Annotated in this window: 13 protein-coding genes; 9 read left to right on the top strand and 4 right to left on the bottom strand. The window is 69.3% G+C overall.

Translation table 11 applies throughout. The annotated features are described in order from the left end of the window. Positions 1 to 52: 52 nt before the first annotated feature. The 4 genes from AZL_RS12690 to AZL_RS34215 all read left to right on the top strand — a co-directional run bounded on the left by AZL_RS12690 (position 53) and on the right by AZL_RS34215 (position 5857). Complete coding sequence (locus AZL_RS12690) at positions 53 to 3058, top strand: bifunctional [glutamine synthetase] adenylyltransferase/[glutamine synthetase]-adenylyl-L-tyrosine phosphorylase (RefSeq protein WP_042443799.1); 3006 nt, start codon at positions 53 to 55, stop codon at positions 3056 to 3058. Positions 3059 to 3103: 45 nt separating this feature from the next. Then, a complete protein-coding gene (gene bcp / locus AZL_RS12685) occupies positions 3104 to 3568 on the top strand; it encodes a thioredoxin-dependent thiol peroxidase (protein ID WP_012974944.1) in 465 nt (154 codons plus the stop codon). A 244-nt stretch (positions 3569 to 3812) separates the two neighbouring features. Then, the gene (locus tag AZL_RS12680) at positions 3813 to 4676 is read left to right on the top strand and encodes a hypothetical protein (protein WP_012974943.1); all 864 of its coding nucleotides are present in this window, start codon (positions 3813 to 3815) and stop codon (positions 4674 to 4676) included. Between the two features lie 38 nt (positions 4677 to 4714). Next, positions 4715 to 5857, top strand: a complete 1143-nt coding sequence (locus AZL_RS34215; protein ID WP_012974942.1) for an anhydro-N-acetylmuramic acid kinase — start codon at positions 4715 to 4717, stop codon at positions 5855 to 5857. On the opposite strand, the gene AZL_RS12670 is transcribed toward AZL_RS34215, so the two are convergent. Beyond that, positions 5755 to 7356, bottom strand: a complete 1602-nt coding sequence (locus AZL_RS12670) for a hypothetical protein (RefSeq protein WP_012974941.1) — start codon at positions 7354 to 7356, stop codon at positions 5755 to 5757. The genes AZL_RS34215 and AZL_RS12670 overlap by 103 nt on opposite strands. Before the next feature lie 166 nt (positions 7357 to 7522). Next, entirely contained in the window at positions 7523 to 8176 is a 654-nt protein-coding gene (aat, locus tag AZL_RS12665; protein WP_012974940.1) for a leucyl/phenylalanyl-tRNA--protein transferase, read from the bottom strand. A 149-nt stretch (positions 8177 to 8325) separates the two neighbouring features. Between aat and AZL_RS12660 the strand changes: the two genes are divergently transcribed. The 5 genes from AZL_RS12660 to AZL_RS12640 all read left to right on the top strand — a co-directional run bounded on the left by AZL_RS12660 (position 8326) and on the right by AZL_RS12640 (position 12761). Then, positions 8326 to 9060: a ribonuclease T2 family protein gene (locus AZL_RS12660; RefSeq protein WP_012974939.1), complete on the top strand. Its 735-nt coding sequence runs from the start codon at positions 8326 to 8328 to the stop codon at positions 9058 to 9060. 558 nt (positions 9061 to 9618) lie between these two features. After that, the gene (locus AZL_RS37510) at positions 9619 to 10179 is read left to right on the top strand and encodes a cold-shock protein (protein WP_012974938.1); all 561 of its coding nucleotides are present in this window, start codon (positions 9619 to 9621) and stop codon (positions 10177 to 10179) included. Between the two features lie 427 nt (positions 10180 to 10606). Next, on the top strand, positions 10607 to 11200 hold the full coding sequence (locus AZL_RS12650; protein ID WP_148219313.1) for a YgjV family protein: 594 nt from the start codon (positions 10607 to 10609) through the stop codon (positions 11198 to 11200). Positions 11201 to 11247: 47 nt separating this feature from the next. Beyond that, positions 11248 to 11949: a Crp/Fnr family transcriptional regulator gene (locus AZL_RS12645; protein ID WP_148219312.1), complete on the top strand. Its 702-nt coding sequence runs from the start codon at positions 11248 to 11250 to the stop codon at positions 11947 to 11949. A gap of 143 nt (positions 11950 to 12092) precedes the next feature. Continuing rightward, the gene (locus tag AZL_RS12640; RefSeq protein WP_012974935.1) at positions 12093 to 12761 is read left to right on the top strand and encodes an MT-A70 family methyltransferase; all 669 of its coding nucleotides are present in this window, start codon (positions 12093 to 12095) and stop codon (positions 12759 to 12761) included. Positions 12762 to 12788: 27 nt separating this feature from the next. Here the strand turns inward: AZL_RS12640 and AZL_RS12635 are convergent, their stop codons facing one another. Continuing rightward, complete coding sequence (locus AZL_RS12635; RefSeq protein ID WP_197540137.1) at positions 12789 to 13418, bottom strand: HAD family hydrolase; 630 nt, start codon at positions 13416 to 13418, stop codon at positions 12789 to 12791. A gap of 13 nt (positions 13419 to 13431) precedes the next feature. Beyond that, complete coding sequence (locus AZL_RS12630) at positions 13432 to 14199, bottom strand: DsbA family protein (protein WP_012974933.1); 768 nt, start codon at positions 14197 to 14199, stop codon at positions 13432 to 13434. Between the last annotated feature and the right edge of the window lie 62 nt (positions 14200 to 14261).

Here is a 14261-nt window from a genome sequence, read left to right as displayed (position 1 = left end):
CATGTTTTGAGCAGGAAAGACCGCCGCCATGCCAGCGCCCATGCCAACGTCCATGTCGTTCCCAAGCCCCTTGCCGAAGCCCTTCGACGCCGCGCAGGCGGCGCAGGGGATGGAACGCTGGCGCCAGCAGGCCGCCATGGCGGAGCCGGAGGCGCGGGCCTGGGCCGAGGCCTTCGCCGAGTCGGAGCCGGGGCGGGCGCTGATCGCGGCGGTGTGCGGCAACAGCCCGTATCTCGGCCACAGCCTGACGCGGGAGCTGCCCTTCGTCGTCCGGACGCTGACGGACGGCTTCGACGCCACCTTCGCCGCCCTGATCGCCTCCCTCCATGCCGAGCATGGCGGGGAAAAATCGATGGACCGGCTGATGGCCGGTTTGCGGGTGGCGAAGCGGCGGGCGGCGCTGCTGATCGCGCTGGCCGACATCACCGGGGCCTGGCCGCTGTTCCGCGTCACCGGCGCCCTGTCGGAACTGGCGGAGACGGGGGTGCGATTGGCCACGGCTTTCCTGCTGCGCCGCGCGGCGGAGGCGGGGACGCTGACGCTGCCGGATCCGCAGCGGCCGTGGATCGGTTCGGGCCTGATCGTGTTGGGCATGGGCAAGCTTGGCGGGCGCGAACTCAACTATTCCAGCGACATCGACCTGATCGTCCTGTACGACGACGCTGTTGTGCAGACGCCCCAGCCGGACAACCTCGCACGGACCTTCATCAGGCTCGCACGCGATCTTGTCCGCATTATGGATGAACGGACCAAGGACGGCTACGTCTTCCGCACCGACCTCCGGCTCCGCCCCGATCCGGGGGCGACGCCGCTGGCGGTTTCCGTCTCCGCGGCCGAAATTTATTACGGCAGCGTCGGCCAGAACTGGGAACGCGCGGCGATGATCAAGGCCCGTCCGATCGCCGGCGATCCGGAGGCGGGGGCCGCCTTCCTGCGTTTCCTGGAACCCTTCGTCTGGCGCCGCAACCTGGATTTCGCCGCCATCCAGGACATCCATTCGATCAAGCGCCAGATCAACGCCCACAAGGGCCACCGCGAGGTGACGGTCAACGGCCACGACATCAAGGTCGGGCGGGGCGGCATCCGCGAGATCGAATTCTTCGCCCAGACCCAGCAGCTGATCTTCGGCGGGCGCGACCCGCGCGTCCGCATCGCCCCGACCCTGATGGCGAACGAGGCGCTTTGCGGTGTCGGCCGGGTGCCGGCGCAGACGGTGGAGGAGCTTGCGGGGGCCTATCATTTCCTGCGCCGGGTCGAACATCGCATCCAGATGATCGACGACCAGCAGACCCACCGCATTCCCGCCGATGACGCCGGGGTGGCGCATCTCGCCACCTTCCTCGGCTATGACGACCCGGCCGGTTTCCGGGCGGAGCTGCTGGCGACGCTGGGGCAGGTCGAGGACCGTTACGCCGAGCTGTTCGAGGAGGCGCCGTCGCTGTCCGGTCCCGGCAACCTCGTCTTCACCGGCACCGACCCCGATCCCGGCACGGTGGAAACGCTGACCGGCATGGGCTTCGCCGATCCGGCCCGCGTCATCAGCGTGGTGTCGGCCTGGCACCGCGGCCGCTACCGCGCCACCCGGTCGGCCCGCGCGCGCGAGCTGCTGACCGAGCTGACGCCGGCCCTGCTGAGCGCGCTGGCCAAGACGCCGACGCCCGATTCGGCGCTGATGAATTTCGACGATTTCCTCGGCAAGCTGCCGGCCGGCGTCGGGCTGTTCTCGCTGTTCGTCGCCAATCCCTGGCTGCTGGAGCTGGTGGCGGAGATCATGGGCATCGCGCCCCAGCTGGCGCAGACCCTGTCACGCAACCCGTCGCTGCTGGACGCGGTGCTGTCGCCCGATTTCTTCGATCCGCTGCCGGGCAGGGACCAGGGGCTGGCCGCCGACCATGCCCGCGTGATGGCGGCGGCCCGCGATTTCGAGGATGCGCTGACCCTGTCGCGGCGCTGGACCAACGACCAGCGCTTCCGCGCCGGGGTGCACATCCTGCGCGGCATCACCGACGGCGACCGCTGCGGCGTCTTCCTGGCCGATCTCGCCGACATCGTCGTGCCCGACCTCGCCCGCCGGGTCGAGGAGGAGTTCGCCCAGCGCCATGGCCGCATTCCCGGCGGTGCTTGGGTGGTCGCGGCGATGGGCAAGCTGGGCAGCCGCCAGCTGACGATCACGTCCGACATCGACCTGATCGTGATCTACGACGTGGCGCCGGGTGAGGGGCCGCGCCTGTCGGATGGCGCCAAGCCGCTGTCGCCCAACGAATATTACATCAAGCTGACCCAGCGCCTGACCAACGCCATCACGGCGCCGATGGGTGACGGCCGGCTGTACGAGGTCGACATGCGGCTGCGCCCGTCCGGCAATGCCGGGCCGCTCGCCACCTCGCTGGAGGCCTTCGCCAAGTATCAGGCCGGCGACGCCTGGACCTGGGAGCATATGGCGCTGACCCGCGCCCGGGTGATCGGCGGCGACCCCGCCCTGGCGGAGCGGGTGTCGGCGGCGTTCCGCTCGGTGTTGACGGCGCCGCGCGATGCCGACCGGCTGCTGCGGGATGTCGCCGACATGCGCCGCCGGATCGACAAGGAGTTCGGGACGGCCAATGTCTGGAACGTCAAATACGCCCGCGGCGGCCTGATCGACATCGAGTTCATCGCCCAATATCTGCAACTGCGCTTCGCCCACGAGCGGCCGGGCATCCTGCATATCGGCACCGCCAGCGCGTTGCGCTCCGCCGCCGCGGCCGGCGCCCTGGACCCGGCGGTGGCGGAGGAGCTGGAGGCGACGCTGCGGCTGTGGCGGCGGGTGCAGGGCTTCCTGCGGCTGACCACGGCGGGTGTGCTGGACCCCGACCAGGTGGCGCCCAGCCTGCTGGCCGGGCTGGTCCGCGCCGCCTTTCCCACCGGTTTTCCGGGCGGGCGCGAGCCGGGCGCTGTTGACTTCCCGGAGCTTGACCACAGAATCCGTGCCGTCGCCGCCCGCGCCCATGGCCATTTCAAGGCCCTGGTCGAGGAGCCGGCGGGCCGTCTGGCCCCACCCGACACCACGCCCCCGGCCTGAGGGTTCCCCACCCCCGCCACCAACGAGAAGGACATTCGAGCAGCCATGACCGTAGACGTCGGATCGCCCGCCCCGGATTTCACCATGCCGACCGATGGCGGGGGCAGCGTCACCCTGTCGGCCCTGCGCGGCAAGCCGGTGGTTCTCTATTTCTACCCGAAGGACGACACCTCGGGCTGTACCTCGGAGGCCTGCGGCTTCCGCGACCAGCTGCCCGACTTCTCCGCCGTCGACGCGGTGGTGATCGGCGTCTCCAAGGACGGCGTCGCCAGCCATGACAAGTTCAAGGCCAAGCACGAGCTGACCTTCACCCTGGCGTCGGACGGCGACGGCGCCGTCTGCGAGGCCTATGGCACCTGGGTCGAGAAGAGCATGTATGGCCGCAAATACATGGGCATCGACCGCGCCACCTTCGTGATCGACAAGGACGGCGTGGTGCGCAACGTCTGGCGCAAGGTGAAGGTCACCGGCCATGTCGCCGCGGTGCTGAAGGCGGTGCAGGCGCTGTAACCGCGAATGGCGGGATGGGGCCCCTTTCCGTCCGGTAAGGACCGGACGGGGCGGGCGCCCCGCCGGCCCGGCTATCCTCCCGGCATGTGGCCGCCCGACAGGTGGTCGTACGCCAGAAGGGTATTTTTGGAAACACCGCAAACCTGCCTACACTTCGCGCATTCCGGCACCAGAGGCCGCGCAACCAGCCGCGGTTCGCTCACCGCGCTCTTGGTCCTTCGGCCGTTCCAGGGATGCAGACGCCATGAATGTTGCGAATATTGCCCGGCGCCTCGTCGCCGGAGAGCTTCACTATGCGCTGGGCCGGTTCGAATCGGTGCGGCGCGGCTACAGCGCGCTGCGCCGCCTGTCGCCCGGCTCGCGGCAGCGGGCGCCCGCCGGTCCGCCCATCGCCCTGCCTCCGCTTCCCTCCAGCCTGTTCGCCGGCCAGACGGTGGAGCGCGCCCTGGCCGACCTGCGGCGCCAGTCGATCGCCTTCGGTTTCGACCTGCCCCGGCCGCTGGTGGAGGAGATGGTGGAGTTCGCCACCCACTCCCCCTTGCAGCGCCGGCTGCGCGACGACCGCATGTTCCACCGCCAGTCCGTCCGCAACGGCCGGCTTGAGGATGGATCGCCCGCGGTGATGGGCATCGTTCCCGATCCGCTGGATTGCCCGGCGGTGCGCCGGGTCTGCCGCGACCCGTTGCTGATGGACTGCGCCGGCGCCTTCCTGGGCTTTCCCGCCAGCAAGATCATCCCGCGCCTGTTCTGGAGTTTCGTCACCGACGCCGACGACGACGAGCGCCGGCGGCTGGGCCAGACCATCGACTGGCATTACGATGTCCATGATTTCCATTTCTGTTCGGCGCAATTCTATCTGACCGATGTCGGTCCCGGCGCCGGCGAGCATGCGCTGGTTCGCGGCAGCCACCAGGGCAAGTCGCTGCGGATGCTGCTGGGCTCCGCCAACGCCCGTGACGAGGAGCTGTTCGCCCGCTTCGCCCGCGACCGCATGCTGGTGGTGCAGGGGCCGGCCGGCACCGGCTTCCTGGAGGACACCTCCTGCTACCACCGGGCCACCCCGCCGGTCAGCCGCGAGCGGCTGATGCTGCAACTCTGGCTCAGTTGAGTTAGGGTGTTCCGCATCTTTCAGGGGACGCGGAGCGGATGATGGAAGCGACGGAGGGGCTGCGCACGGTGGTCGGCCTGATGAGCGGCACGTCGATGGACGGCATCGACGCCGCCCTGCTGCGCACCGACGGCCGTGACCGGGTGGAGGCGCTTGGCTTCCTGACCATCCCCTATGACGACGCGTTCCGCGCCCGGCTGCGCGGCTGTCTCGGCCGTACCGATGGCGGCGAGCCGGTGGCCGGGGTGGAGCGGGAGCTGACCGAGGCCCATGCCGACGCGGTGCGCCGCCTGCTGGAGCGGGCGGGCGTCCCGCCGGCGGCGGTTGCGCTGATCGGTTTTCACGGCCACACCATCCACCATGATCCCGACCGGCGCCTGACCCGGCAGATCGGCGACGGCGCCCGGCTGGCGGCATCGACCGGCATCGCCGTGGTCAATGATCTCCGCAGCGCCGATGTCGCCGCCGGCGGGCAGGGGGCGCCGCTGGTCCCGCTGTTCCACCGGGCACTGGCCCATGGGCTGCCGCGTCCGCTCGCCATCCTCAACATCGGCGGCGTCGCCAACGTCACCTGGATCGGGCCTGAGCCGGCGGGCGGCGGGGAGGCAGGGGGCGGGCAGGCAGGGGGTGGGGAGGCCGAGGTGGTCGCCTGCGACACCGGGCCGGGCAACGCCCTGATCGATGATTGGGTGCTGCGCCACGGGCTCGGCCGCTTCGATGCCGGCGGCGCGCTGGCGGCGGCGGGGCTGGTCGACGATGCGGCGCTGGCCACGCTGATGGCCCATCCCTATTTCGACCGTCCGGCGCCCAAGTCGCTGGATCGCGACGCCTTCGACCCGGCGCCGGTGGCCGGCCTGTCGCCGCAGGATGGCGCCGCCACCCTGACCGCCTTCACCGCCGGCTCGGTCGCCCGCGTGCTGCCCCATCTGCCGGCGGCGCCGGTGCGCTGGCTGGTCTGCGGTGGCGGGCGTCACAACGCCACGCTGATGGCGATGCTGGCCGACCGGCTGGGCGTGCCCGTCGAGCCGGCCGACCGGGTCGGCTGGGACGGCGACGCGCTGGAGGCCCAGGCCTTCGGCTATCTCGCCGTGCGCAGCCGGCTCGGGCTGCCGCTCAGCCTGCCGGGAACCACCGGCGTTCCGGCGCCCATGCCCGGCGGCGTGTTCCACCCGGCCGCCTGATCCCCGCGCTCATGATCCCTTCGCTCGTGATCCCCGCGCCCGGCGGGCAGGGCGTCGCGGCTGCGGGCCGCCACCAGCAGAACCAGGGCGGCGAAGGGCAACAGCCAGATGACGCGGTTCTGATAGCGGTCATGGACCGCCGACAAGCCGCCGGTGACGATGGCGTTCAGCGCCAACCCCAGCCCGATCACCAGAAGCAGCATCCGCAGCCGGCCGTCGATCCGCCGCCAGCGGCCCAGCCCCAGGGCGGCGAGCCCGAGTCCGCCGAGTGACAGCGCCAAATCCTGGACCAGGGCCAGCCCGTCGCGCGGGAAGATCCGCCGCGTTTGCAGCGACTGGTCGAAGGCGGCATAGACCGTCGCGGGAAACCGGCTGAACAGGCGGCGGGTCAGCGGCTTGACCGGATCGTCCAGGGTATCGTCCGGCTGCACCTTCAGAAGCTGTCCGGCGGCATTCGCCAGCCCGTGTCCGGCGACGGCGAGCGGCCGGGTGGCGATGGTGTCATGGGCGATCTCCGCCGCCTCCTCCACGAAGCGCGGCTGGTCGCCGAACCGGCGGCGGGCGCCGTCGGGATGCCAGAGGAAATAGTCGGAGGTGACATAGCCCGGCGCGCTGCGGTCCAGCCGGTCCAGGCTGCCGCACAGCAGGTAATCGCGGCTGCGGCAGGCTTCGGCCAGATAATCGCGGGCCGGGCCGTCGCCGATCAGCCGGGCCAGCAGGAAGACGGGGGAGCTTTCCGACAGCACCGCCCGCCCCGCCGTCAGCAGGTTGGCGGTCGTCAGCAGTCCGGCCGCCAGCAGCATCGGCGGCAGCACTCCCCAGGCCAGCGACCGCAGCATTCCGCGGTCCCGCCACAACGCCCACAGCCCGAGCAGGACGGTCATCCCGCCCAGGATCGCCAGATGGCTGAGATGGGAGACGATCATCCCGGTGAGGGTGGTGATGACCAGCAACCGCTGCGCCATGGTCAGCGCCGGCCAGCGGACGGCGACGACATAGACCAGCAGGATCAGCAGCCCGGTGAGGAAATCCGGCATGATCGTCGCCACATGCAGGGACAGGCTGGTGGTCAACCCCAGCACGGCGGCGATGCCGAGGAAGGCTCCCGGCCGGATCGCCGCGCCTCCGGCGGCAAAGCAGGCGCTCAAGGCGGCGCGCAGGACCGCCGCCGCCAGGATGCCCTGGGCCAGCGGGATCAGCCACAGGCCCCAGCCGCTGGCGAAGGGCAGCAGGAACAGCATGTAGCCGAAGGGCCGCAGGAAGAAGATGTTGGTCGAGACGGGGCCGTGCGGCGACAGGTCGGCCGGTGGCGTCCAGGCCGGTTGGGCCGCCCGGTGCAGGATGTTGAAGGCCGGCTCCAGATAGCCCGGCGTGTCGTCGAAGGTCAGCGGGAAGCCGTTCAGCACCATCATCGGCGCGCCGATCAGAATGCCGGCCAGGACGATGGTCAGGACGATGGTCAGGGCCGGAAGGAACCAGGAGATGTCGCGAAAGCGCATGGGCGCCTTTCAGCCATGGTGGTGGATCGGGCGATCGACGGGGCATCGGATCGCCGGAGCATGGCGGGCGTCGCCGCGACGCACAACGGATCGGGCGTGGTAGGGGGAGGCGGCGGCGTGACGCTTCCGGCATAACCCCCGGTGGCTTCCCGGTGGCGGGAGACGCTCAGGAGGGGGGCGTGGCCGCCGTCTCCAGCAGCTCGGCCAGTGCCGCCGGCTGATCGACGCCGCGGAAATCGGTCTTGCGCTCCATCGCAGCGGCGAGGCGGCGGCGGTATTCGGTGCGCGGGATTTCGACGGCGCCGAAGCGGCTCAGATGCTCGGTCACGAACTGGGTGTCGAGCAGGGCGAAGCCGGCGGCGCGCAGGCGGGCGACCAGATGGACCAGCGCCACCTTGCTGGCGCCGGTCTCGCGGCTGAACATGCTCTCGCCGAAATAGGCGCCGCCGATCGACACGCCGTAAAGCCCGCCGACCAGCCGGCCGTCGCGCCAACATTCCACGCTGTGGGCGAAACCGCTATCGAACAGGTCGCCGTAGAGGCGGATGATGTCGTCGTTGATCCAGGTCTTCGGCCGCTCCTCCGTCGCTTCGGCGCAGCCCTCGATCACCGCGCGGAAGGCGCTGTCGAAGCGCAGCTCGAACGGGCGGCGGCGCAGCGTCTTGCGCAGGCTGCGCGACACGTGGAAGCCATCCAGCGGCAGGATGCCGCGGCGTTCCGGGTCGAACCAGTGCAACTCCCGCGATTCGGCGCTTTCGGCCATCGGGAAGATGCCGGCGGCATAGGCGCGCAGCAGGATCGGGGCGGACAGGGTGAACATGCCGGTCACTATACCCGCTTGTGGGAGGGAAGGCGCGAGCGTTCAGCCGAAGGACGGCCGGTCGAGTGATACTGGCGTCGAGACCCAGAGACAGCAATCACCTTCCATGGTATGCAACGCAGGGAAGCATATCCGTGGGGAAGACCGTCATGAGATGCGCCGCTGCCGCATTCCTGTCCGTTCTGGTTGCCGGACTGTTCGCCGCAAGCCCGTCCTGGGCGCAGAGGCGGGCGGAGCCGGGCAATTTCGACTATTACCTGCTGTCGCTGTCCTGGACGCCGACCTATTGCGCCCGCGACAAGAACGGCCCCGATCCCGACCAGTGCGGCGAGCGGAAATACGGCTTCGTCGTCCATGGCCTGTGGCCGCAATACAATGACGGCAGCTATCCCGCCACCTGCACGCGCGACCGCAACCTGCCCAAGGCGGTGGTGGACCAGACCATGACGGTGATGCCCAGCGTCGGGCTGATGATGCATGAATGGACCAAGCACGGGACCTGCTCCGGCCTGAACGCCACCGACTATTTCGCCAAGCTGCGCGGCGCGGCCGCCAAGGTGGCGATCCCGGAACAATTGAAGGTTCCCGGTCCGACCGTGCCGGCGACGCAGGTGGAACGCCTGTTCCTGGAGGCCAACCCCGGCCTGACGGCGGAAGGGGTCGCCATCATCTGCTCCCGCCGCGACGTTGCGGAGGTGCGGGTCTGCCTGAACAAGGATCTGGGATTCGTCGCCTGCGGCCAGAAGGTGGTCGACCGCTGCCGCGACCGTGACGCCGTCCTGTCGGCCGACGTGGCGCCGTCCCAGCCGCGCCGCACCACGCCACCCACCGCCATACCGGTCCTGCCGCCGGCCCCGGCTCCCGCCGCCGCCACGGCGCGCTGAGGGCGTCAGCCGCCGTTCATGTCCGGGGCCGCGCCCTCCGCCGCACAGAGGCCAACCAGCGGCCGGGGCCGGCGGCCTGCGCGGCGTCGCGGGCGCGTGGGGGACGATCCGGAGGCGCGATGGGGCCAGCGCTGCTCCATTGGCCGTCCCGGTTCCTGACGAGGGGGCTGTCGGGATGACCGCCGGGCGGGCGGAAAGGTTCCGTCCACCTTTGCCGGCATTGCTGTCCGGTGGACCAGCGACCCATCCATCCGCATGGTCACGGGCACACCGACCATCCCACGTTGAGCCTGCCGGTGGGCTGGGCGTGATCCGCACGGCTCGCGTGTAAAACCTCCCGAGTCGCGCCATCGGTGGCATGCCGCTGGTGGGAAGCGGGGGCGTGGGACGGCACTTCGGTGCCGCTTACGCTGGTCCGGGGCGCCGGCTGGGCGGCACGCCCTGGTCGGGGGTGGGGCATTTGGCAGCGATTCGGTCATCTTTCCTTTGGAAGGCTTGACCTGGGGCCGGATCCCTGTGACAACAGACTTTCGGCACACTCTATGAGCTTGAAGACACATGTTCGACCGCCCGCCCCGCCAGGGCTTCCGCGCTCCCGAGATCACCAAGTCCAACGTCACCGCCACCGTGAAGTGGTTCAACCCCACCAAGGGGTTCGGCTTCGTGTCGCCTGAGGACGGTTCGCCCGATGCCTTCCTGCACGTCTCCGCGGTTCAGGCCGCCGGCTACGACGCGCTGGACGAAGGCACCACCATCACCTGTGACCTGGCCCGTGGGCCGAAGGGTCCGCAGGTGGCCTCCATCCACTCGGTCGATGCGTCGACCGCTCAGCGTTCGGCCCGTCCGCGGACCGGCGGCTTCGACCGTGGCGGCTATGACCGCGGCGGCTACGATGCCGGCGGCAGCGGCGGCGAAGAGGTCGACGGCACCGTGAAGTGGTTCAATGCCGACAAGGGCTTTGGCTTCATCACGCCCAGCACCGGTGGCAAGGACGTCTTCGTCCATGTCAACGTGCTGCGCCGTTCGGGCATGCAGACCCTTCAGGAAGGCGATCAGGTGCGCGTCACCGTTCGCCAGGGCCAGAAGGGTCCGGAAGCGGGCAAGGTCGAGTACCTGTAAGGTTCCGGTTCATCCGGGCCTCGGCTTTGGTGGCGATTGTCCCGTTCGGACGCTCTCCATCACGGTTGGCTCCGCTTGGCTGAAAAGCCTGATGATGCCCCGAGCCGCTTTGGCTTCGGGTGTCCCGGTGCGAATCCGGATTTTAAGCGCACGGTGCTCTCGGTTGGGGGCGCCGTGCGTTCTTGTCTTTTATTCTGCTGCTTTTGCGGTCCTGGCTCGTGAGTGATCCGGTCGTGGCTCGAGTCCCGCCCGGCTGTTCGTTGCGTGTGTCTTCCGCTCTTCTGCTTTTGATGATGTCCGCTCCATCGTGCCGCCCTCCGGGGCGGCCGGCGTTGGCGGGTGGCCGGCATCCCATCCGGTTCTCTGTCGACCGGTTCGCTGTCGGCTTTTCCTTGTTGCTCCCAAGCTGTCGAAGGCGCGATCCGGTATGAGCGAGCTGTTGACCGACCTGCTCCCCGCCGCACAGGGCGGCGGATGGTCCGTCGCCCAGCTGTTCGGCTTCTGCGGCACGCTTGGCGGCATGCTCTGGCCCTTCTTCCGCAGCCGGACCGGCATGCTGCTGGTGCAGCTTGTGCCTTGCCTGTGCTTCGCCCTGCATTTCGCCATGGTGGGCGCCCCGACCGGAGCGGCGCTGAACGGGCTTGCCGCGTTGCAGGTGGCGGCGGCGCTGGCGCTTGGCAGCCGGCCCGGGTTCCGCATCGTCTATCTGGCGATCCTGCCGGTGATCGCCCTGGCGATGGCGCTCACCTGGACCGGGGTGCCCTCCGCCTTCGCCGCCGCGGGCACGGCGCTGATCAGCATCGCCCGTTATCAAACGGAGGTTACCCGCTTCCGCGGCACCATGCTGGTGGCCTTGCCCTGTTGGTTCCTGCACAACTGTCTGGTGGGGTCGCTGCCGGCGATGGTCTCGGACCTGACCGGGATCGTCGTCAATGGCTGGAAGCTGCTGCGCGGTTCCCGGCTGGCGCCACCCCCACCAACACCAATGCCGCCAGCGGCCGGGGAGGTGAAGCCGTCATGACCGTCAATCATTCCCATTTGCCAGGGGCCCATTTGCCAGGGGCCCATTTGTCGGCGTCCCATTTGTCGGCGGAGGATGCCGCCGCCCTGCGCGCCATTCCGCTGTTCGCCAAGCTGACCGACCGGGCGGTGTCGCTGCTGGGTGGCGTTTCCATCGTCCGCCCGGTGGCGCGCGGAACGACGCTGTTCCTTCAGGACGAGCCGGCCGACCGCTTCTTCGTCCTGCTCGACGGCTGGGTGAAGCTGTATCGCCTGACCCGCGATGGGACGGAGGCGGTGGTGCATGTCATCGGCCCGGCGGAAAGCTTCGCCGAGGCCGCCATGTTCGCCGACGGCAAATTCCCGGTCTGTGCCGAGGCGGTGACCGACGCCCGTGTCCTGACCCTGACCGCCGACGGTTTCGCCCGTTGCCTGCGCGAGGATGACCGCATCGCCTTCGGCATGCTGGGGTCGCTGTCGGTCCGGCTGCGCCATCTGGTGACGCAGATCGAACAGCTTCAGGTCCAGCCGGCGCCCCAGCGGGTCGCCGCCTTCCTGATGCGGGTCTGCCCGCCGGGGGACGGGCCGGCGCAGTTCCAGCTGCCCTTCGACAAGGCGCTGATCGCCCGGCGTCTGGGCATGCAGCCGGAAACCCTGTCGCGGGCGTTGGCCAAGCTGCGCGCCATCGGTGTGGAAACCCAGGGGCTGACCGTGAGCGTCGCCGAACGTGCCGCCCTGCGCGCCATGGCCGAGGCCGGCGAGGAGGAATGAGCGGCGGGCCGCCCTGACGCTCCTCCTCGCCACCGCCTGTGACGGCGTCGGCTTGGCGGTTCAGACCGGATTGACGCCGCTGTCCCCCCGTGCGAGTTTGCACCCCTTCCGGTACCCTATTTGTTCAGGATTTCGAGGCAGCGATGGGCGACAGCAAGACGGTGGCGACGGCATCGGATCCGGCGCGGGATCTGGTGGCCTTCGCCGGTGACCGGCGCTTCGCCACCGTGATGGCGGACCCGCCCTGGCGCTTCGTCAACCGCACCGGCAAGATGGCGCCGGAGCATCGCCGCCTGTCGCGCTACGGCACCATGACGGTGGAGGACATCTGCGCCCTGCCGGTCGCCGACATCGCGGCACCGACCGCCCACCTTTATCTCTGGGTTCCCAACGCGCTGCTGCCGGAAGGCTTGCAGGTGATGCGCAGTTGGGGGTTCGAGTACAAGACGAATCTGATCTGGCACAAGGTGCGCAAGGATGGCGGATCCGACGGGCGCGGCGTCGGCTTCTATTTCCGCAACGTGACCGAGCTGATCCTGTTCGGTGTGCGCGGCAAGAAGGCCCGCACGCTGCCGCCCGGCCGCACCCAGGTCAACCTGATCGAAAGCCGCAAGCGCGAGCACAGCCGCAAGCCCGACGAGCAGTATGAGCTGATCGAGGCATGCAGCCCCGGTCCGTTCCTGGAGATGTTCGCCCGAGGCGCCCGGCCCAACTGGTCGGTCTGGGGCAATCAGGCCGACGACAGCTATGAGCCGACCTGGAAGACCTATGCCTTCAACTCCGCCACCGACCGCGAGGCGGCGGCGGAGTGAAGCCGGCGGGGGCTTTCGCGCGCCGCCCTACAGCAACCCCAAAGCCAGCAAATCCCGCCGCAGAGCCTCGGCGCCGGCGAACAGGTGCGCCGACATGCCGACCGACTTGGCCGCCTCGACATTGTCGGGGTTGTCGTCGATGAAGTAGCAATCGCTCGCTTCGAGATCGTAACGATCCACGAAAAGCCGATAGATCGCCGGGTCGGGCTTCACCAATCGTTCCTGTCCCGAAACGATGAGGCCGTCGAAGCTGTTCAGGAAGTCGAAGCGCTTGCGCGTCAACTCGAACTTCTCGACCGAGAAGTTGGTGATGGCGTAGACCGGAACGCCGCGCGCCTTCAGCTCCGCCAGGATGTCGGCGGTGCCGGGGATCGGGCCGGGCACCATGCGCTCCCACATATCGTCATAGGCGCGGATCAGCTCGGCGCAGTCCGGATGCTCCGCCGTCAGCAGGGCGACCGCCTCCGCCCAGGGGCGGCCGCGGTCCTGCTCCAGGTTCCAGGCCGGGGTGCAGACCCGGTCGAGGAAATCCTCCATCAGGTCTTCATAGCCGTCGAACAGCTCGCGGTAGAGATGCCGCGGATCCCATTCGATCAGCACCTGCCCGACATCGAAGACGACGATGGAGGGCTTCGCCCGCTCGGTCATTCCGGTCATGGAACGGTCAGCCTCAGCCCTTGGCCCGCGCGGCATCGGTCAGCCGCTTCATGTCGTCCAGCTTGATGGCGCCCGGCACCAGCTCGTCACCGAAGATGAAGGCCGGGGTGCCGCGGATGTTCAGCTTCTCGGCCAGCGCCTGGTTGGTGGCGATCACCTTCAGCACGTCGGGCGCTTCCATGTCCTTCTTCAGCCGGTCGGTGTCGAGCCCGACCGACTTGGCCAGCCGCATGATGACGGCCTCGTCCAGCTGGCCGCGCTGGGCCATCAGGGCGTTGTGGAATTCCATATATTTGCCCTGGCCGCGCGAGGCGATCGCCGCCTTCGAGGCGACGACGGAGGCCGGACCCAGGATCGGGAATTCCTTCAGGACGAAGCGCAGCTTGGGATCGCCCTTGATCAGCGTCTGGGTGTCGGCCTGCACCGCCTTGCAGTAGCCGCACTGGTAGTCGAAGAACTCGACCACCGTGACGTCACCCTGCGGGTTGCCGGCGACGACGTCGGCCGGGTTGCGGGTCAGCGCCTGCTTGTTCTCGGACAGGGCCTTGCGGGCCTGTTCGGCCTCCGCCGTCTTCTGGCGCTCCTGCATGGCGTCGACGGCCTGGAGGATCACCTCCGGATGTTCCATCAGATAGTCGCGGACGATCTTCTCGATGGCGGCCTTCTGGGTGCCGTCGAAGCCCGCCGATTGCGCCCGGACCGGCATGGCGGCGGACAGCGCCACCGCCGCGACGGGCAGGGCGAGCAGGGCGGAACGCAGGAACGGCAGGGCGGGGCGCATGAGGGCGGTCTCCGAAGCACGAAAGGAATTGAGCCGAAGGCCGCCCACACTGAACCGACAAT

This window comes from Azospirillum sp. B510 (assembly GCF_000010725.1).
GTDB classification, from domain to species: domain Bacteria; phylum Pseudomonadota; class Alphaproteobacteria; order Azospirillales; family Azospirillaceae; genus Azospirillum; species Azospirillum lipoferum_B.
Note: the sequence above shows the minus strand (reverse complement) of the source record. Positions and strands in the feature narration are given on the sequence as shown.